Below are 19291 nucleotides of genomic sequence, written 5' to 3'. Positions count from 1 at the left end.
TGAGAGCCGCGTGCAACGCGCGCGTAGTGGTGCGCACGCACGCGTGAAGGGCGTCAGAACAGGCCGGTGCCGGCGAAGCGGAGCACCAGCTGCGGCGCGCCGGAGAGGGCGACGCCGAGAGCGCCGGTGAGGGCGAGCGCGGCGGTGAGGGGGGCCGGAAGGCGGTGCCTGGCGGTCTCGCCTTCGGAGGGGCGGAACAACAGGGCCGTCCACTGGAGGTAGTAGTAGAGGGCGATCACGACGTTGACGGCCATGATGACCGCCAGCCAGCCGAGGCCGGCGTCGACGGCCGCGGAGAAGACGGTGACCTTCGCGAACAGTCCGATGATGCCGGGCGGGAGTCCGGCCAGGCACAGCAGGAAGAAAGCCAGGAGCAGGGCGGTCAGCGGGTTCTTGCCGTACAGGCCGCGGTAGTCGGAGAGCCGGTTAGGTTCCTTCGTACGGCCGACCAGGGCGGCCACCGCGAAGGCGCCGAGGTTCACGGCCGCGTACATGAGGGCGTAGGCGACGGTGGAGCCGATGGCCTTCTGGGGGTCCTTGGCGTATCCGGCGGCGGCGATCGGCACGAGCAGATAGCCGGCCTGGCCGACCGATGACCAGGCGAGCAGCCGTACCGCGCTGTACGCGCGCGTGGCCTGCTGGCGCAGGGCTGCGACGTTGCCGACGGTCATGGTGAGGGCGGCCAGGGCGGCGAGTGCGGGGCCCCAGACGTCGGCGTACGACGGGAAGGCGACGACGGTGACCAGGATCAGGCCGGAGAAGCCGACGGCTTTGCCGACGACGGACAGGTAGGCGGCGATGGGGAGCGGGGCGCCGACGTAGGTGTCGGGGACCCAGAAGTGGAAGGGGACGGCGGCGGTCTTGAAGGCGAAACCCACAAGGGTGAGGACGACACCCGTTTGGGCGAGGGTGTGCAGTTGGCCGTCGACGTGCTGGATGCGGTCGGCGACCTGGGTGAGGTAGAGGCTGCCGGTGGTGGCGTAGACGAAGCTGACGCCCAGGAGGCTGACGGCGGTCGCGGTCACCGAGGACAGGAAGAACTTCAGGGCGGCTTCGGAGGACATCTTGTCGCCGTGCCTGATGCCGACGAGGGCGAAGGCGGGCAGGGAGGCGACCTCCAGGGCGACGATCAGGGTGGCGAGGTCGCGGGAGGCGGGCAGCAGGGCGGCGCCGGCGGCCGAGGAGAGCAGCAGGAACCAGAACTCGCCCTGGGGGTAGCGGCGGTTGCCGTCCTTCAGGGTGGTGACGGACAGCAGGGCTGTGAGCAGGGCGCCGCCGAGCACCAGGAACTGCACGACCAGGGTGAACCGGTCGGCCGTGTAGCTGCACGCGCGCGTGGCGCCCGTCAGGCAGAAGGTGCTGCGGTCGTGATCCAGGAGCGGCAGCAGCAGGACGGCGGCCGCGGCGAGTCCGGCGACCGAGACCCAGCCGAGGAGCGGCTTCCTGGCCTCGGGCACGAACAGGTCGGCGACCAGGACGGCGAGTGCGACGACCGCGGTGAGGGTGGGCGGCCCGACGGCGAGCCAGTCGACGGACTGGACGAGGTCGGCGGCCAGGGGCTGGGCCAGGGCGCTCATCGGGTGCCTCCTGCGAGGAGCTGCTGCACGGCCGGGTCGGTCAGCCCGAGCAGGGCCTTCGGCCACAGTCCGGCGACGACGGTGAGGGCGACGAGCGGGGTCCAGGCCGCGAACTCGTAGGTGCGGACGTCGGCGAGCTTGGGCATGTCGTGCGGTACGGCGCCCATGCAGACGCGGCGGACCACGGTCAGCAGGTACGCGGCCGTCAGAAGGGTGCCGATGGCGGCGATCGCCATGAAGGTCAGGAAGGCGGGGCGGCTGAGGTCGGCGGCGGGCTTGAACGCGCCGAACAGGGCCAGCATCTCGCCCCAGAACCCGGCGAGTCCGGGCAGTCCGAGCGAAGCTACGGCGGCGAAGGCGAGCAGTCCGCCGAGGCGCGGTGCCTTGCCGTACAGTGCGGCACCGCTCGCCTCGGCAAGGGTGTCGAGGTCGGTGGTGCCGGTGCGGTCCTTGAGGCCGCCGACCAGGAAGAACAGCAGGCCGGTGATGAGGCCGTGGGCGATGTTGGCGAACAGGGCGCCGTTCACGCCGGTCGGGGTCATGGTGGCGATGCCGAGCAGGACGAAGCCCATGTGGCCGACGGAGGAGTAGGCGATCAGGCGCTTGAGGTCGCCCTTCGCTCCCCGTTTGGCCAGGTTCAGGCAGGCCAGGGAGCCGTAGATGATCCCGACCACGGCGAAGGCGGCGAGGTACGGCGCGAAGGTGCGGAATCCGTCCGGGGCGACCGGCAGCAGGATCCGGACGAACCCGTACGTACCCATCTTGAGCAGGACACCGGCCAGCAGGACCGAGCCGACGGTCGGCGCGGCGGTGTGGGCGTCCGGCAGCCAGCTGTGCAGGGGCCACATCGGGGTCTTGACGGCGAGCCCGATCCCGATCGCCAGAACGGCGATGACCTGCACGGATGTGGTCAGCGACCGGCCGTTGTCAGTGGCGAGTGCCACCATGTCGAACGTGCCCGCCTTGATGCCGATCAGGAGCAGGCCGAGCAGCATGACGACGGACCCGAGCAGGGTGAAGAGGATGAACTTCCAGGCGGCCTGTGTCCGTCCCTCGCCGCCCCAGCGGGCGATGAGGAAGTACATCGGGATGAGGACCATCTCGAACGCGAGGAAGAACAGCAGCAGGTCGAGGACGGCGAAGCTCGCGAGGGTGCCGGACTCCAGGACGAGCAGGAGTGCGACGAAGGCCTTCGGGGACGGGCCCGCGGGCATGTTGAAGTACGAGTAGAGCGCGCAGAGGAAGGTCAGCAGCGCGGTCAGGACCACGAGGGGGAGGGAAATGCCGTCGACGCCGAGGTGGATGCGCACGTCGAGTGCGGGGATCCAGCTGATGTCGGTCGTGGCCTGCATCCTCGACGGATGGTCGTGGTCGAAGCCGAGCGCGAGGACGATCGCGGCGATGAGGATCACGCCGGTCACGGTCACGCCGTGGCGGAGCACGGCCTGCTCTGGTGACTTCCCCTTCAGCCCGGGCGGGGCGGGGAGCAGGGCGGCGACGGCGCCGAGAAGCGGGCCGACGACGATCAATGCCAGAAGGAACTGCATCACGGACTCGCTGATATCGATCACGCCTGCTCACGCTCCCGTGGCGACGAGGAGGACGGCGACCGCCAGGACGACGGTGCCGGCGAGCAGCGCGCTCACATAGGTCTGGACGTTGCCGGTCTGGGCCCGCCGTACCGCGGCGCCGAGCAGCCGAGGTGCGGCGGCTGCGCCGCGGACGTAGGTGTCGACGACCTCGCGGTCGAGGAACTGGACAAGGCTCGCCGCGGCCAGGACCGGGCGGACGAACAGCACGTCGTACACGGCGTCCAGGTGGAAGCCTTCGGCGGCGGGCCGGCGCAGCGGTCCGAGCAGCAGCCTGGCGGGGTCCGCCGGGTCGGGTGCGTAGGCCACGTCGCCGAACGCCGGCTCGTGGGTGGCGATGGCCTCGGCCTCGACCAGTCCGGCGTCGCCCTCGGCGTGCGCGGCGACGGCGCCGATCGGGGCGCGGGCGGCCAGCGCCCTGGTGCGCTGCCATGCGCCGTAGGTGACGAGTCCGCCGACAAGTGCGAGGCCGGTGCCGAGGATCGAGGTGGTGAGGGTCGGGGTGAGGTCGCGGCCGTCGAACCAGCCGGGCAGCGACCGGTAGGCGAACCCGCCGAAGGCGAGGGACGGGACGGCCAGGACCCACAGCACCACGGTCATGGACAGCGGCTGCCGGCCGTGGTCCGGGGCATCGGTTCCCCGGCCGCGGAAGGCGAGCAGCCACAACCGGGTCGCGTACGCGGCGGTGAGTACGGCGGTGACCAGGCCGGCGACGAGGACGATCCAGCCGGCGCTGCCGGGGGCGTGCGCGGTGTGGCCGGTAGCCGCATGTTCGGCGGCAACCAGGACGGACTCCTTGGAGAAGAAGCCGCTGAAGGGCGGGATCGCGGCGAGCGCGAGGAGCGCAACGGTCATCGTCCAGTAGGCGTCCGGGACGCGTTCGCGCAGGCCGGAAGTGCGGGACATGACGGCCAGCGAGTTGGTGCCGGCGGCGTGGATGATCACGCCGGCCGCGAGGAACAGCAGTGCCTTGAAGGCGCCGTGGGACAGGAGGTGGAAGACGGCGGCACCGCGGTCACCGACGGCGAGGGCGCCGGTCATGTAGCCGAGCTGACCGATCGTCGAGTAGGCGAGGACGCGCTTGATGTCGTCCTGGGCGAGGGCGGCGAGGGCCGAACCGACCATCGTGACGGCGCCCATGACGGCGAGGACGATCATCACAGCCGCACTGGCCTCGAAGACCGGAAGGAGGCGGGCGACGAAGTAGACACCGGCGGCGACCATCGTGGCCGCGTGGATCAGCGCGGAGATTGGGGTCGGGCCCGCCATGGCGTCGGGGAGCCAGGTGTGCAGCGGGAACTGCGCCGACTTGCCCGCCACGCCGCACAGGAGCAGCAGGGCGACCAGGGCCGGATGGTGCAGTCCGCCGTTCGCGACGGTGCCGAGGACGGTGGTGATGCGGAAGGACCCGGCGTCGGTGGCGAGCGCGAACAGGCCGATCAGGAACGGCACGTCGCCGAGCTTGGTGACCAGGAAGGCCTTGATGGAGGCGGCGCGGGCCTCGGGGGTCTCCCAGTAGTGGCCGACCAGGAAGTAGGAGCAGATGCCCATGACTTCCCAGCCGACCAGCAGCACGATCAGATCGCCGGAGTAGACGACCAGCAGCATCGCGGAGGTGAAGAGGGAGACGAGGGCGGCGTACGAGGGGTAGCGCGGGTCGTCGCGCAGGTAGCCGGTCGAATAGATCTGCACACAGGTGGCGACGAAGGCGACCAGGACGGCGACAAGGGCGGCGAAGCCGTCGATGTGCAGGGCGAGTTCGATCGGGACCGAGCCGGTCGGGGTGAGCTGGGTGTGGGCGTCGACGGCCCGGCCGCCGCCCTGGTCGACGGCGACCGTGATGGCCAGCGCGAGCGCGGCGAGCGTCGGCAGGACCGCGAGCGGGCGGACGAAGCCGGGGGCCGAGCGTCCCACGAGCAGGCCGGCCGCGGCGGCCAGGAAGGGCAGGAGGGGGACGAGGACGGCGAGGTGGGTCGTGGTCACGCGGTGGCCTCAGCCTTCTCGTCGGCCGTCCCGTCCGTGGGCGTGCCGTGCTCGTGGCCCTCGGCGGTGTCGCGGAGCCGGTCGATGGCGGAGGTGCCGCGGTTGCGGTAGACGGAGAGGACGATCGCCAGGCCGATGCCGATCTCGGCGGCGGCGATGGCGATGGTGAACAGGGTCAGCGCCTGGCCGGAGTGGAGGGTGTCCCGGGCGGTCTTGCTCAGCCACACGTCGAAGGCGACGAGGTTGAGGTTGACGGCGTTGAGCATCAGCTCGACCGACATCAGTACCAGGATCGCGTTGCGGCGGGCGAGGACGCCGTACAGGCCGGTGCAGAAGAGGAGGGCGGAGAGGACGGCGGGATAGGCGAGGTGCATCAGCGGACGCCTTCCTGCTCGATCGGGTGAATCCCGGAATCCGTGACGGAAGGGGAACTCTGCGTGACGGGCCGGCCGTTCACAGGGGGCGGGGCCGAGTCCGCCTTCGCCTTCCGGGACAGGACGATCGCGCCGACCAGGGCAGCGAGGAGAAGCACGGAGAGGGCCTCGAAGGGCAGGACCCAGTACTGGAAGAGGCTCTGGCCGGTGACCTTCGTCGAACCGGCGGCGGCGCCGTCCAGGTCGATCCAGGTGGCGCGGAAGGCGTCCACGACCACCCAGACCAGGGCGGCCGCGGCGGCCACGGCGACGGCCAGCGCCGCCCAGCGGTTCCCGGAGTCGGCGTCCGGGGAGCGGCCGATCGGGGCCTTGGTGAGCATCAGACCGAAGAGAAGGAGGACGACTACGGAACCCACATAGATGAGGACCTGCACCCAGGCGATGAATTCGGCGGTCAGCAGCAGGTATTCGACAGCGAGACCACCGAGGGTGACCACCAGCCACAGGGCGGCGTGCACCAGCTGGTGGGTGGTCACCATGACGAGGGCGGCGCCGAAGGTGACCAGGGCGACGAGGAGGAAGGCGATCTCCACGCCGGTCGGGGACAGGAAGCCGTGCGGCGCCTGGGCGAGGAAGGTCACGACTCCCCCTCCCCCGGCTCGGCCTGGGCGGCGGCGAGCTTCTCGGCGGTCTTTCGGGCGGCGGCGATCTCCTTCGGTTCCTCCGCGCCGGGGTCGAGGGCGGGCGGGGCCGGGACCGTCCACATCCACTCGCGGAGCTTGTCTCGCTCGTGGGTGAGGTCACGGATGTCGGTCTCGGCGTACTCGAACTCCGGGGACCAGAACAGGGCGTCGAAAGGACAGACCTCGATGCAGATACCGCAGTACATGCACAGGGAGAAGTCGATGGCGAAGCGGTCCAGGACGTTGCGGCTGCGTTCGCGGCCGCCCGGGGTCGCCGCCGGGACGGTCTCCTTGTGGGAGTCGATGTAGATGCACCAGTCGGGGCACTCACGGGCGCAGAGCATGCAGACCGTGCAGTTCTCCTCGAACAGGCCGATCACACCGCGGGTGCGGGGCGGGAGCTCGGGCAGGGCGTCCGGGTACTGCTCGGTGACCGATTTCCGGGTCATCGTGCGCAGGGTGACGGCCAGGCCCTTGGCGAGGCCGCTGCCGGGGATGGGGGCCATGGTTAGGAGATCACCACCTTGACGATGCCGGTGAGGGCGATCTGAGCGAGAGAAAGGGGGACGAGGAGGGTCCAGGAGAACTTCTGCAGCTGGTCCTCGCGCAGGCGGGGGTAGGTCACGCGGAGCCAGATCACGACGAAGGCAAGGAGCGCCGTCTTCAGGAGGGTCCACAGCCAGCCGAGGCCGTCGGCTCCCCACGGGCCGTGCCAGCCGCCCAGGAAGAGGACGGTGGTCAGGCCGCACAGGACGACGATCCCGGCGTACTCGGCGAGCAGGAACAGCGCGAAGCGCAGGCCGGTGTACTCGGTGTACGCGCCGAAGATGATCTCCGTGTCGGCGACGGGCATGTCGAAGGGGGGCCGCTGGAGCTCCGCGAGACCGGCGACGAAGAAGACCAGCCCTCCGGTGATCTGCCAGGGCAGCCACCACCAGTGGAAGGCCCCGACGATGCCCGGCAGGGAGACCGTACCGGCCGCCATCGCCACGGAGGCGGCGGCGAGCAGCATGGGAAGTTCGTAGGCGAGTAGCTGGGCGGCGGTGCGCAGGCCGCCGAGGAGGGAGAACTTGTTGGCACTGGCCCAGCCGGCCATGAGCGAGCCGAGGACACCGACGCCCATCACGGCCAGCACGAAGAACACACCCGCGTCCAGAACCTGGCCGACGGCACCCTCGCCGGGGCCGATCGGGATGGCGAGCAGCACAAGCAGATACGGCAGGAGGGCCACCGCGGGCGCCAACTGGAAAATACGGCGGTCCGCGCCCGCCGGAACCACGTCCTCCTTCTGCGCGAACTTCACGCCGTCGGCGATCAGCTGGGCCCAGCCGTGGAAACCACCGGCGTACATCGGGCCGAGGCGGCCCTGCATATGGGCCATCACCTTGTGCTCGGTCTGACCGACGATCAGGGGGAAGGTGAGGAAGACGACGAACACGACGAGGAGTCGCAGGGCGACGTCCAGAGCGTCGTTCACTGCGGGCCTCCTTGGCGGTCGTCGTGGGGGGCGGATTGTTCGGGGGTGGCGGTGTCCGGCGTGGCGTTGTCCGGGGTCGCGGCCGGGGCTTCAGGGCTGGGAGGAGCGTCGGGGGCGAAGGCTTCGGAGGCCGGGGCCTCAGAGGCGGGGGAGTCGGAGGCTGAGGCGTCGGAGGTGTCGGGGGGTGAAGTCTCAGGTTCGGCGGCCTCAGCGTCCTCAGCGGCCTCGGGAACCTCTGGGGTCTCGGGCGCGGCAGGTTTCGGCTCGGCCGCGTCCGGTGCGGTCGGCCCAGGCGTGGCCGACTCAGACGGTGCCGACTCAGGGTCAGCTGAATCCTGCGCCGTCGGCTCAGGTCCAGCCGGCTCCTGCGGCATCGGCTCCCCCGCCCCCGCCCCCGCCTTCTTGGCCTCCGGCCCGGCCCCGCGTGTCTCGGTCGCCTCGGTCGGCTCGCCCGGCCCGGCCGACGTAGCCCGCCGCTCTTCGCCTCCAGGTTCGTCGAAGGCCGGGCGGGCGTGGTGCCACGGAGCGTCGGCGCTGCGTGGGGTCGAGGGGCGGGCCGGGGTGGCGGGTTCTGCCGGCGGTGTCGTCTGCTGCGTGCGCTGCGACGCGGAGCCGCCCGAGGCGGTACGTGCCCGGCGCGGCCCCCGGGGAGCGGCGGCCGTCGGCTCCTCCGCCGGAGCGGTCTCGTCTGCTGCGGATGCCGCGCGCTGCGAGGCGGAACCCTCGCTCACGCTCCGCCCCCGGCGCGGAGCCGCCGATGGCTGCCCCCCAGAAGCGCCCGGTTGGGGAGCAGGAGCCTCTCCCGCACTCAGCCCCCGGTCCGCAGCCGCCGACGGCTGCCCCGCAGAGGTGGCTCGCTGGGAAGCGGACCCCTCGCCCGCACTCCGCCCCCGACGCGGGATGGGCGTCGGCTGTGCCTCGACGGGCGCGTCCGCCGCAGGCGTCGGGGCCGCCGTGCCCGCCCCGGCTGTCTGGCTGGCCGAGCCCTCCGCTGCTGTGCGGGAGCGCCGTACCGGGCGTTCGCCGGGCTCGCGGGCCGGGCGTTCGCCGGTGGGGCGGCCTGCCGCGGCTCGGGCGGGGCGGGCGGGCGCAGGGGGGAGCTGGCCTTTCAGGGGACCCCATTCGTTGGGGTCGGGGACGCCTGGGGGCAGCATCTGGCGACGCCTGGGGCCGCCGTGGTCGGACTCGCCGGGTTCCTTGGCGCCCGGCCAGGCCTTGGCGACACGGGCCGCCAGGACGAAGTCCTTGCGAAGGGGGTGGCCCTCAAAGGTTTCCGGAAGGAGGAGATGGTCCAGGCCGGGGTGGCCGGAGAAGCGGACGCCGAACATCTCGTGGGTCTCGCGTTCGTGCCAGCGGGCGCCCGCGTAGACGCCGACGGCGGACGGGAGTTCGGGGGCGGAGTGCGGCACGGTCGTACGCAGGAGGAGGCGGCGGACCGGGGCGAGGGCGATGACGTGAGCGGAGACTCGGAAGCCGGTGCCGGGTTCGTCGACCGCGCTCAGCCAGTCGAAGAAGGTGCAGGTCAGCGTCGTACGAGCGGTCTCCAGGGCAGCGAGCCAGGAGGAGGGAGGGACATCGACCGTGAGGACCTCGTAGGACTCCTCGGCCGTGGCGTCCGTGCCGAAGAGTTCGTCCACGGGGGCGGGGAGCCAGCCGGTGGGGGCGGTCATCGCGTGTCCCCTTCGGCGGCGGGGGCCGGCGGCCGCACCAGGCCGCTCTGGAGGGCCGCGGCGGACGGGCGGGGGGTGTCGTAGCGCTCGCCCAGGGACTCCGCGGCGATCTTCTCCTGGAGTTTGAGGATGCCCTGGAGGAGGGCCTCGGGGCGCGGCGGGCAGCCGGGGACGTAGACGTCGACCGGGATGATCTGGTCGACGCCCTTGGTGACGGAGTAGGAGTCCCAGTACGGGCCGCCGCAGTTGCTGCACGCGCCGAAGGAGATGACGTACTTGGGCTCGGGCATCTGCTCGTACAGACGCTTGACCGCCGGGGCCATCTTGTCGGTGACCGTGCCCGAGACCACCATGAGGTCGGCCTGGCGGGGGCCCGGCGCGAAGGGAATCACCCCGAGGCGGATGAAGTCGTGGCGGGCCATCGACGCGGCGATGAACTCGATCGCGCAGCAGGCGAGGCCGAAGTTGAAGACCCAGAGCGAGTATCGGCGGCCCCAGTTGAGGACGACCTTCATCGGCTCGGGGGCGAGACGGGCGAGCGCGCCCAACCGTTTCGGTTCCGGGAGCAGCACGGGCTCCGACGGCGTCACGTCCATGTCAGGACGCCCTTCTTGTATGCGTACAGCAGGCCGACGGCGAGGAAGCCGAGGAAGACGAACATCTCCACGAGCGTGGTGGCGCCGTAGCCGGGGGCGGCGAAGACCGTCGCCCAGGGGAACAGGAAGATCGAGTCGACCGCGAAGATGACGTAGAGGAAGGCGTAGACGTAGTAGCGGACCTGGGTGTGTGCCCAGCCCTCGCCGACGGGGTCGACACCGCACTCGTAGGTCAGGAGTTTCTCGGGCGTGGGGACCACGGGGCGCAGTAGCCGGCCGGCTCCGAAGGCGGCGGCGACGAAGAGCACGCCGATGAGTGTCAGCAGTCCCACGACCGAGTAGGACGCGAAGTAGTCCGCGGCGACGACCACGGTCGGCTCACCACTCACCGTCTCCCACATCGTCCGTCCCCTCACTCCCTCGACAGACAACGGGCCGGCCCCGGCCCCGCGTCGTAACCTCAGTCAACTCTTGATTCGACGATCTGTACGCACGGGAGTCTAGGCCCTGATAAAGACACGGTAAGCAGCCCGTCACACGGTGAGACGTGACAGCGGGGCGACTGGTGGGGTTTTCCCCAGGGTGGCCCGGGCGGCGGACTCCATGGCATTGCGTCACGGCACACGGCACGCTGACGCATATGACCGCACCCGCACCCCGATCCACCAGCCTGGCCGACGGCGGAGAAGACCGCGACCGGCTGCCGCCCGTCCGCTTCGCCTACGACGGTCACACCTGGAAGGAGATCGCGCACCTCCTGCTGAACCTGCCGATAGCGCTGTTCGGCTTCATCTATGTGTTCACGTCGGTGTGGGTGAGCGGCGTGCTGACGATCACCGTGGTCGGCATCCCGCTGCTCGCCGGCACGCTGGTGGGCGCCCGGCAGCTGGGGAAGCTGGAGCGGGCACGCGCGCGTGCGCTGCTCGGGGTGCGGGTGGAGGAGCCGACTCCGCTGCCGTGGTCCAAGCGGGGTGCGCGCACTCAACGGCTGTGGATGGCGCTGAAGGATCCGGTGGGCTGGCGGACCCTGCTGTACGACTTCATCCGGTTGCCCTGGGGCATCCTCACCTTCTGCATCGTGTTGACGTCGTTGTTCGTGCTGTGGCCGGTGCTGCCGTTCATCGCGCGTGGGCTGGCGAACGCGGACCGGGCGATGGTCCGGGGTCTGCTGTCGCCCTCCGACGAGCTGGAGCGCCGGATCGCCGAGCTGGAGTCGGACCGGGGGGTCGTGGTGGACACGGCCGCCGCCGACCTGCGGCGTATCGAACGGGATCTGCACGACGGGGCGCAGGCCCGTCTCGTCAACCTCGCCATGGGGCTCGGTCTGGCGAAGGAGAAGCTGCTGGAGGATCCCGACGGGGCCGCCGCGATGGTCGAGGAAGCGCACGGCGAGGTGAAGCTGGCCCTGCGGGAGCTCAGGGACCTCGCCCGGGGCATCCACCCGGCGGTGCTGACCGACCGGGGGCTGGACGCGGCGCTGTCCTCGGTCGCCTCGCGCTGCACGGTACCGGTCCAGGTGACCGCCGACCTGCCGTCCAGACCGGCGCCCGCGATCGAGGGCATCGCCTATTTCACCGTCTCCGAGCTGCTGCAGAACATCAGCAAGCACAGCGGGGCGCGCAGCGCCTCGGTCGACGTGTGGCGCGCCGACGACCGGCTGCTGATCCAGGTACGGGACGACGGTCGCGGCGGCGCGAGCCTGGACGGCGGCACCGGGATGCGCGGGCTCGCCGACCGGTTGGGGGCGGTGGACGGCCTGTTCGTCGTCGACTCTCCGGCCGGCGGTCCCACGACGGTCACCGCCGAGCTGCCCTGGCGCGACCGCGGGTAGGACCGGGAGGTAGGGAAAACCCCCCGTTCAAGATGCCGACGGCCTCCATGGTTCGTGGACCTGCGGCACAGCAGGGTGGAGGTACGGCAGGGACAGGCCTGACGGGACGGGCTGGGACAGCACAGGACGGACGGGACGGCACCGATGGCCACGGAGTACGGGCACGGGCACGGATACGGATACGAGCAGGACCACGGATACGGGCAGGATCGCGGGTACGGCCACGGTCCGTACGGTGAGCCTCGGCATCGGGTGCCGGCCGTGCTGCGGGCGCCGTTCGAGGCGCGCAGCTGGCGTGAGTTCGCCTATGTGCTGCTGGGCTTTCCGATCGGTGTCGCGCTGTTCGTGTGGACCGTGACGATGCTGTCCCTCGGTGTCGGTCTGCTGGTGACCTTCATCGGGATCCCCCTGCTGGCCGCGGCCCTCGCCGGCTGCCGTGGCTTCGGGGCGCTGGAGCGGACGCGGGCGCGCGGGCTGCTAGGCCTGGAGGTGGCCGACCCGGAACCGTTGCGGATGCGCAAGCCCGGGGTGATGGCGTGGATCGGCGCGGTGCTGAAGAGCGGCACGTCCTGGCGGCATCTGCTGTACGCGGTCCTCCAGTTCCCCTGGTCGATGTTCTCCTTCGTCGTCGCGCTCAACTTCTGGGCGTACGGCTGGGCCCTGCTGACGTACCCGTTGTGGTTCTGGGTCTTTCCGATGTACGCCGGGCAGGGCGGTCTTCAGCTGTACGGCGACTCCCATCACAGCGTCTATCTCGACAACCCGTTCGAGATCACCGTGACCGCGCTGGTGGGGCTGTTGTTCACGCTGGCCACGCCGTGGATCGTGCGGGCGCTGACGCTGGTGGACCGGCTGATGGTGCACGGGCTGCTCGGGCCCTCGAAGCTGGCGTCACGGGTGGTGGAGCTGGAGTCCGGCCGGGGGGTGGTCGTCGACACGGCCGCGGCCGACCTGCGGCGCATCGAGCGGGATCTGCACGACGGGGCGCAGGCGCGGCTGGTGGCGCTGGCCATGGATCTGGGGCTGGCGAAGGAGAAGCTGCGGGAGGATCCGCAGGTCGCGGCGCGGATGGTGGACGAGGCGCACGGTGAGGTGAAGACCGCGCTGCAGGAGTTGCGGGACCTGGCCCGGGGGATCCATCCGGCGGTGCTGACCGACCGGGGGCTGGATGCGGCGCTGTCGGCGGTGGCCTCGCGGTGCACGGTGCCGGTGCAGGTGGAGGTCGACCTGGCGGAGCGGCCGGCGGCGGCGATCGAGGGGATCGCGTACTTCACGGTGTCCGAGTTGCTGCAGAACATCAGCAAGCACGCGCGGGCGAGTGCGGCGGCGGTGGATGTGTGGCGGAGCGAGGACCGGTTGATGTTGCAGGTCGTGGACGACGGGGTGGGGGGTGCGGACACGGCGAGGGGGTCGGGGCTGGCGGGTCTGGCCGAGCGGCTGGACGCGGTCGACGGGATCCTGGTGGTGGACTCGCCGGTGGGCGGGCCCACGCGCGTGACGGCGGAGCTGCCCTGGCGGGGCTGAGGGCACGGATTTCCGCCCCCTGGCGGATTCCGTCCCCGGGCCCTGGCGGATCCGCCCCCGGGCGGGTTTCCGTCCCGGGACGGGTTTCCGTCCCCGGGGCGGGTTTCCGTCTCCTTGCGGATCCGCCCCCAGGCGGATTTCCGTCCCCCCGGCGGATCCGCCCCCCGGCAGATTTCCGTCCCCCGGCCGATCCGCCCCCCGGCAGATTTCCGTCCCCCGGCCGATCCGCCCCCCGGCAGATTTCCGTCCCCCGGCCGATCCGCCCCCCGGCAGATTTCCGTCCCCCGGCCGATCCGCCCCCCCGGCAGATTTCCGTCCCCCGGCCGATCCGCCCCCCGGCAGATTTCCGTCCCCCGGCCGATCCGCCCCCCGGCAGATTTCCGTCCCCTGGCCGATCCGCCCCCGCCGCCCTTGCCCGTCCCATCCCCACGAGGGCGCGCCCCTTCGGCCGCCGCTCCTGGGGGCTGCCGCCCCCAGCCCCCCGCTTCGACCCGAACCCCGAACGGCCTCGTCCTGTAACGCCGGACGCGCTGGACAGGAGGGTGTATCTCGGACGCCGGGCGGGCTTATTTGGCTCGTCTCCTCTCATGACCCCGGCGCGCTTCGATCCGAATGCTGGAATGCTGGTCTTTCGGACAGGGCAGGCATGTACGCCGGACGGGGTGTGGGGGGCCGGGAGATCGTGGAGGACAGGGTGCGGGTGGTCATCGCCGAGGATTCAGTGCTGCTCAGAGAGGGGCTGACCCGGCTGTTGACCGACCGCGGACATGACGTCGTCGCGGGCGTCGGCGACGCCGAGGCGCTGGTCAAGACCATCGCCGATCTCCATGCACAGGGCGCGATGCCGGACGTGGTGGTGGCGGACGTACGGATGCCGCCGACGCACACCGACGAGGGTGTGCGAGCCGCCGTACGGCTACGGAAGGCACATCCGGAGCTCGGGGTGCTGGTGCTCTCGCAGTACGTGGAGGAGCGCTACGCCACCGAACTGCTGGCCGGTTCCAGCCGGGGCGTGGGCTATCTGCTGAAGGACCGGGTCGCCGAGGTGCGGGAGTTCGTTGACGCGGTCGTGCGGGTCGCCGAGGGCGGTACCGCGCTCGACCCCGAGGTGGTCGCGCAGCTGCTAGGGCGCAGCCGTAAGCAGGACGTGCTGGCCGGGCTGACCCCGCGGGAGCGGGAGGTGCTGGGGCTGATGGCCGAGGGGCGGACCAACTCGGCGATCGCGCGGCAGCTGGTCGTGAGCGACGGAGCCGTCGAGAAGCACGTCAGCAACATCTTCCTCAAGCTGGGGCTCTCCCAGAGCGACGGTGACCACCGGCGCGTTCTGGCCGTTCTGACCTATCTGAACTCCTGACGGGACCGACACCGTGTCGGAACCGGAAGGCAGCCAGGGGGAGGGAAAATCATGACAAGTCAGGGCGACAGGTCGTCTCAAAGCGCCGTCCATCATGTGAGCAGGCGCGGGAAGGTGACCCTAACCGACGTAGGGTTGAACGTGGGATGGTCCGTGGGACGACCACGCCCGGACAGCCGCCTCGAAGGAGGTCCAGTTCAGTGACCAGCCAGGTCAGCAGGACAACGGAACAGGCCGACGGAACCGTCGTAGGAGAACAGCGCAGGCCGGGCGGCGTGAAGGCCGTCCGGCGCCTGGATCGGGTGATCATCCGGTTCGCGGGGGACTCGGGTGACGGTATGCAGCTCACCGGTGACCGGTTCACGTCGGAGACCGCGTCCTTCGGCAACGATCTGTCGACCCTCCCCAACTTTCCCGCCGAGATCCGTGCCCCTGCAGGCACCCTGCCCGGGGTCTCCTCCTTCCAGTTGCACTTCGCCGACCATGACATCCTCACCCCCGGGGACGCGCCGAACGTGCTGGTCGCGATGAACCCGGCCGCTCTGAAAGCCAATATCGGGGACCTGCCACGCGGCGCGGAGATCATCGTCAACACGGACGAGTTCACCAAACGGGCGATGCAGAAGGTCGGCTACGACACCTCTCCGCTGGAGGACGGCTCGCTGGACGGCTACAGCCTCCATCCGGTGCCGCTGACCACGCTGACCGTGGAAGCCCTCAAAGAATTCGACCTCACCCGTAAAGAGGCCGAGCGCAGCAAGAACATGTTCGCGCTCGGCCTCTTGTCATGGATGTACCACCGGCCCACCGAGGGCACGGAACGCTTCCTCAAGCAGAAGTTCGCCCGTAAGCCCGAGGTCATGAACGCCAACCTGGCGGCCTTCCGCGCGGGCTGGAACTTCGGGGAGACGACCGAGGACTTCGCGGTCTCCTACGAGATCGCCCCGGCGACGACCGCGTTCCCGGTGGGCACCTACCGCAACATCTCGGGGAATCTGGCCCTGGCCTACGGCCTGGTCACCGCGTCCCGCCAGGCCGACCTGCCACTGTTCCTCGGCTCGTATCCGATCACCCCGGCCTCCGACATCCTCCACGAACTCTCCAAGCACAAGAACTTCGGTGTGCGGACCTTCCAGGCCGAGGACGAGATCGCCGGGATCGGCGCGGCGCTCGGCGCGGCTTTCGGCGGCTCGCTCGCCGTGACGACCACCTCCGGCCCGGGTGTGGCGCTGAAGGCGGAGACGGTGGGGCTCGCGGTGTCGCTGGAGCTGCCCCTGCTGGTGGTGGACATCCAGCGTGGCGGGCCGTCCACCGGGTTGCCGACCAAGACCGAGCAGGCCGACCTGTTGCAGGCGATGTACGGCCGCAACGGCGAGGCCCCGGTCCCGGTGATCGCCCCGCGGACCCCGGCGGACTGCTTCGACGCGGCGCTGGAGGCGGCCCGGATCGCGCTGACGTACCGAACGCCGGTGATGCTCCTGTCCGACGGCTACCTGGCCAACGGCAGCGAGCCCTGGCGGATCCCGGATCTGGAGGAACTGCCCGACCTACAGGTGCAGTTCGCCCAGGGGCCCAATCACACCCTGGAGGACGGCACCGAGGTGTTCTGGCCGTACAAACGCGACCCGCAGACGCTGGCCCGTCCGTGGGCCATCCCGGGCACGCCCGGTCTCGAACACCGTATCGGCGGCATCGAGAAGCAGGACGGCTCGGGCAACATCTCCTACGACCCCGCCAACCACGACTTCATGGTCCGCACCCGGCAGGCCAAGATCGACGGCATCGCCGTCCCGGATGTGGAGGTCGACGACCCGGACGGGGCGCGGACCCTGGTCCTGGGCTGGGGCTCGACCTACGGGCCGATCACCGCTGCGGTACGGCGGCTGCGCCGGGCCGGCGAGTCGATCGCGCAGGCGCATCTGCGCCACCTCAACCCCTTCCCCCGCAACCTCGGTGCGGTCCTGGGCGGTTACGACAAGGTGGTGATCCCCGAGATGAACCTCGGTCAGCTCGCCACCCTCATCCGGGCGAAGTACCTCGTGGACGCGCATTCGTACAACCAGGTCAACGGCATGCCGTTCAAGGCGGAGCAACTCGCCGAGGCGCTCAAGGAGGCCATCCATGACTGACGCCGCCGACGGACTGCTCCAGCTCGTCCCCAAGGCCGAGGCCAGACAGTCCATGAAGGACTTCAAGTCCGACCAGGAGGTGCGCTGGTGCCCGGGCTGCGGTGACTACGCGATCCTGGCCGCCGTACAGGGGTTCATGCCGGAGCTGGGGCTGGCGAAGGAGAACATCGTCTTCGTCTCCGGGATCGGCTGCTCCTCCCGCTTCCCGTACTACATGAACACCTACGGGATGCACTCCATCCACGGCCGCGCCCCCGCCATCGCCACCGGGCTCGCCACCTCCCGCCGCGACCTGTCCGTGTGGGTGGTCACCGGTGACGGCGACGCCCTCTCCATCGGTGGCAACCACCTCATCCACGCCCTGCGCCGCAACGTCAACCTGAAGATCCTCCTCTTCAACAACCGGATCTACGGGTTGACGAAGGGACAGTACTCACCGACCTCCGAGGTCGGGAAAATCACCAAGTCGACACCGATGGGCTCCCTGGACGCCCCGTTCAACCCGGTGTCGCTGGCGATCGGCGCCGAGGCGTCCTTCGTGGCCCGCACGATCGACTCCGACCGCAAGCACCTGACCCAGGTGCTGCGCCAGGCCGCCGCCCACCCGGGCACGGCCCTGATCGAGATCTACCAGAACTGCAACATCTTCAACGACGGCGCCTTCGACACCCTCAAGGACAAGCAGTCCGCCGAGGAAGCGGTGATCCGCCTGGAACACGGACAGCCCATCCGCTTCGGCACCGACGGCATGCGCGGAGTCGTACGCGACCGGCTCACCGGCGACCTGACGGTGGTCGACGTGACTCCGGACAACGAGTCCGAGATCCTCGTCCACGACGCCCACTCCCCCTCCCCCACCACGGCCTTCGCGCTGTCCCGGCTGGCCGACCCGGACACCCTGCACCACACACCCCTCGGCGTCTTCCGCTCGGTGGAACGGCCCGTCTACGACTCCCAGATGTCCGCGCAACTGGACACAGCGGTGGAGGAGCACGGCAAGGGCGACCTGGCGGCACTGCTGGCCGGCGGGGACACCTGGACGGTCGTTGGCTGACCCTCGGTAGTGCGAGCAGTGAGTGCGGGCCCGGACGCTGCGTCCGGGCCCGCTTCGTGCTCAGGCGCGCTTCGCCTCGTCGTACGCCTCCCGGGCCCGGGTCACGTCCGCCATCCGCCGCTCCGTCCAGAGCGCCAGGTCCCGTACCTGCCAGGCCGCCTCGCGGCCGAGATCGGTGAGGGAGTAGTCGACGCGGGGCGGGATGACGGGCTTGGCGTCCCGGTGGACGAGGCCGTCGCGTTCCAGGGTCTGGAGGGTCTGGGTGAGCATCTTCTCGCTGACCCTGCCGATGGCGCGGCGCAGTTCGCTGAAGCGGTGGGCACGGTCGAGGAGCTGGATCAGGACCAGGACGCCCCAGCGGCTGGTGACGTGCTCCAGGACCAGGCGGTGCGGGCACATCGCCTCGCCGACGACGTGCGTGCCGGCCCGCGCACCGGGCGCGTCGGGGCGGTGTTCGACTTCAGAGGTACTTACGGCCATGCCAGTACCTTACTTCAAAGTGGGTACTTTCTTTTGGTTAGCGCACCTCGTAGGGTTAGTGGCATCGGAACCCCACAAGGAGATGGCAGACCATGAGCATCGTTGTCACCGGAGCCACCGGACACCTCGGCCGTCACGTCGTGACGCAGCTGCTGGAGAAGGTCCCGGCCGAGCAGATCACCGCCGTCGTGCGCGACGAGGCCAAGGCCGCCGACTTCGCCGCCCGGGGCGTGAAGATCGCCGTCGCGGACTACAACTCCCCCGGGACCTTCGACGGTCTCTTCGCCGCCGGTGACAAGGTGCTGCTGATCTCGGGCAACGAGTTCGACAAGGGCCGCCCGCAGCAGCACAAGGTCGTCATCGACGCGGCCAAGGCGGCCGGTGTGGCCCTGCTCGCCTACACCAGCGCGCCGGGCAGCCTGAAGGCGTCGCTGGTGGACGACCACCGCGCCACCGAGGAGGCACTGCTCGCCTCCGGCCTGCCGTACGCCCTGCTGCGCAACGGCTGGTACCACGAGAACTACACCGAGAACCTCGCCCCCGTCCTGGAGCACAACGCCGTCGTCGCGGCCGCCGGCGACGGCCGGGTCTCCTCGGCCTCCCGCGCGGACTACGCGGCCGCCGCCGTCGCCGTACTGACCGGCGAGGGCCACGAGAACCAGACGTACGAGCTGGGCGGCGACGTCGCCTGGAGCTTCGCGGAGTACGCGGCGGAGATCGCGCGGCAGACCGGCAAGGAGATCGCCTACAACTCGGTGCCCGGCGAGGTGCTCCAGTCCATCCTGACCGGCGCGGGGATGCCCGAGCCGTTCGCCGCGATCATGGTCGGCGTCGACGCGTCGATCGCCAAGGGCGAGCTGGTCGTCGACTCCGGCGACCTCTCCCGCCTGACCGGCCGCCCGACCTCCCCGATCTCCGAGGCCGTCGCGGCCGGCCTCAAGTAGGCCCTGACCCAAGCAGGCCCTGACCC

General features: G+C 70.6%; 17 protein-coding genes. 6 read left to right on the top strand and 11 right to left on the bottom strand.

What is annotated here, in order from left to right:
• Nucleotides 1-53: 53 nt before the first annotated feature.
• Genes ABTY98_RS31125 through ABTY98_RS31080 form a run of 10 tightly spaced genes read right to left on the bottom strand, consistent with a single transcriptional unit; the run spans nucleotide 54 to nucleotide 10350 of the window.
• A complete protein-coding gene (locus tag ABTY98_RS31125) occupies nucleotides 54-1577 on the bottom strand; it encodes an NADH-quinone oxidoreductase subunit N (RefSeq protein WP_352224391.1) in 1524 nt (507 codons plus the stop codon).
• Nucleotides 1574-3148: an NADH-quinone oxidoreductase subunit M gene (locus ABTY98_RS31120; RefSeq protein ID WP_352224390.1), complete on the bottom strand. Its 1575-nt coding sequence runs from the start codon at nucleotides 3146-3148 to the stop codon at nucleotides 1574-1576. The genes ABTY98_RS31125 and ABTY98_RS31120 overlap by 4 nt, the downstream gene beginning before the upstream one ends.
• A gap of 6 nt (nucleotides 3149-3154) precedes the next feature.
• Nucleotides 3155-5149: an NADH-quinone oxidoreductase subunit 5 family protein gene (locus ABTY98_RS31115; protein WP_352224389.1), complete on the bottom strand. Its 1995-nt coding sequence runs from the start codon at nucleotides 5147-5149 to the stop codon at nucleotides 3155-3157.
• Complete coding sequence (gene nuoK / locus ABTY98_RS31110) at nucleotides 5146-5523, bottom strand: NADH-quinone oxidoreductase subunit NuoK (protein ID WP_352224388.1); 378 nt, start codon at nucleotides 5521-5523, stop codon at nucleotides 5146-5148. Before nuoK ends, ABTY98_RS31115 begins: the two co-directional genes overlap by 4 nt.
• Entirely contained in the window at nucleotides 5523-6164 is a 642-nt protein-coding gene (locus tag ABTY98_RS31105; protein WP_352224387.1) for an NADH-quinone oxidoreductase subunit J family protein, read from the bottom strand. The genes nuoK and ABTY98_RS31105 overlap by 1 nt, the downstream gene beginning before the upstream one ends.
• The gene (locus ABTY98_RS31100) at nucleotides 6161-6712 is read right to left on the bottom strand and encodes a NuoI/complex I 23 kDa subunit family protein (RefSeq protein ID WP_352224386.1); all 552 of its coding nucleotides are present in this window, start codon (nucleotides 6710-6712) and stop codon (nucleotides 6161-6163) included. Before ABTY98_RS31100 ends, ABTY98_RS31105 begins: the two co-directional genes overlap by 4 nt.
• A gap of 2 nt (nucleotides 6713-6714) precedes the next feature.
• Nucleotides 6715-7683, bottom strand: coding sequence for a complex I subunit 1/NuoH family protein (locus ABTY98_RS31095; protein ID WP_352224385.1), 969 nt, complete (start codon nucleotides 7681-7683; stop codon nucleotides 6715-6717).
• The gene (locus ABTY98_RS31090; RefSeq protein WP_352224384.1) at nucleotides 7680-9353 is read right to left on the bottom strand and encodes an NADH-quinone oxidoreductase subunit C; all 1674 of its coding nucleotides are present in this window, start codon (nucleotides 9351-9353) and stop codon (nucleotides 7680-7682) included. Before ABTY98_RS31090 ends, ABTY98_RS31095 begins: the two co-directional genes overlap by 4 nt.
• Nucleotides 9350-9949, bottom strand: a complete 600-nt coding sequence (locus ABTY98_RS31085; RefSeq protein ID WP_352224383.1) for an NADH-quinone oxidoreductase subunit B — start codon at nucleotides 9947-9949, stop codon at nucleotides 9350-9352. Before ABTY98_RS31085 ends, ABTY98_RS31090 begins: the two co-directional genes overlap by 4 nt.
• Nucleotides 9940-10350, bottom strand: coding sequence for an NADH-quinone oxidoreductase subunit A (locus ABTY98_RS31080; protein WP_352224382.1), 411 nt, complete (start codon nucleotides 10348-10350; stop codon nucleotides 9940-9942). Before ABTY98_RS31080 ends, ABTY98_RS31085 begins: the two co-directional genes overlap by 10 nt.
• A 239-nt stretch (nucleotides 10351-10589) precedes the next feature.
• Here ABTY98_RS31080 and ABTY98_RS31075 point away from each other — a divergent pair, with 239 nt between their 5' ends.
• The 5 genes from ABTY98_RS31075 to ABTY98_RS31055 all read left to right on the top strand — a co-directional run bounded on the left by ABTY98_RS31075 (nucleotide 10590) and on the right by ABTY98_RS31055 (nucleotide 17841).
• A complete protein-coding gene (locus tag ABTY98_RS31075; protein WP_352224381.1) occupies nucleotides 10590-11780 on the top strand; it encodes a sensor histidine kinase in 1191 nt (396 codons plus the stop codon).
• Nucleotides 11781-11924: 144 nt separating this feature from the next.
• Nucleotides 11925-13304 carry a sensor domain-containing protein gene (locus ABTY98_RS31070; protein ID WP_352224380.1) on the top strand — a complete coding sequence of 460 codons (1380 nt, stop codon included), beginning with the start codon at nucleotides 11925-11927 and terminating at the stop codon, nucleotides 13302-13304.
• A 646-nt stretch (nucleotides 13305-13950) separates the two neighbouring features.
• The gene (locus ABTY98_RS31065) at nucleotides 13951-14658 is read left to right on the top strand and encodes a LuxR C-terminal-related transcriptional regulator (protein WP_352224379.1); all 708 of its coding nucleotides are present in this window, start codon (nucleotides 13951-13953) and stop codon (nucleotides 14656-14658) included.
• Between the two features lie 200 nt (nucleotides 14659-14858).
• Nucleotides 14859-16787, top strand: coding sequence for a 2-oxoacid:acceptor oxidoreductase subunit alpha (locus ABTY98_RS31060; protein ID WP_352224378.1), 1929 nt, complete (start codon nucleotides 14859-14861; stop codon nucleotides 16785-16787).
• A complete protein-coding gene (locus ABTY98_RS31055) occupies nucleotides 16780-17841 on the top strand; it encodes a 2-oxoacid:ferredoxin oxidoreductase subunit beta (RefSeq protein WP_352224377.1) in 1062 nt (353 codons plus the stop codon). The genes ABTY98_RS31060 and ABTY98_RS31055 overlap by 8 nt, the downstream gene beginning before the upstream one ends.
• 60 nt (nucleotides 17842-17901) lie before the next feature.
• On the opposite strand, the gene ABTY98_RS31050 is transcribed toward ABTY98_RS31055, so the two are convergent.
• Nucleotides 17902-18240 (bottom strand): winged helix-turn-helix transcriptional regulator, encoded by a 339-nt coding sequence (locus ABTY98_RS31050; protein WP_352224429.1) that lies wholly within the window; start codon nucleotides 18238-18240, stop codon nucleotides 17902-17904.
• 173 nt (nucleotides 18241-18413) lie between these two features.
• On the opposite strand from ABTY98_RS31050, the gene ABTY98_RS31045 reads away from it, so the two are divergent.
• Complete coding sequence (locus tag ABTY98_RS31045; RefSeq protein WP_352224376.1) at nucleotides 18414-19265, top strand: SDR family oxidoreductase; 852 nt, start codon at nucleotides 18414-18416, stop codon at nucleotides 19263-19265.
• Nucleotides 19266-19291: the final 26 nt, after the last annotated feature.

This window comes from Streptomyces sp. NPDC096040 (assembly GCF_040303265.1).
Lineage (GTDB): Bacteria > Actinomycetota > Actinomycetes > Streptomycetales > Streptomycetaceae > Streptomyces.
This window is presented reverse-complemented; position numbering and strand designations above follow the sequence as displayed.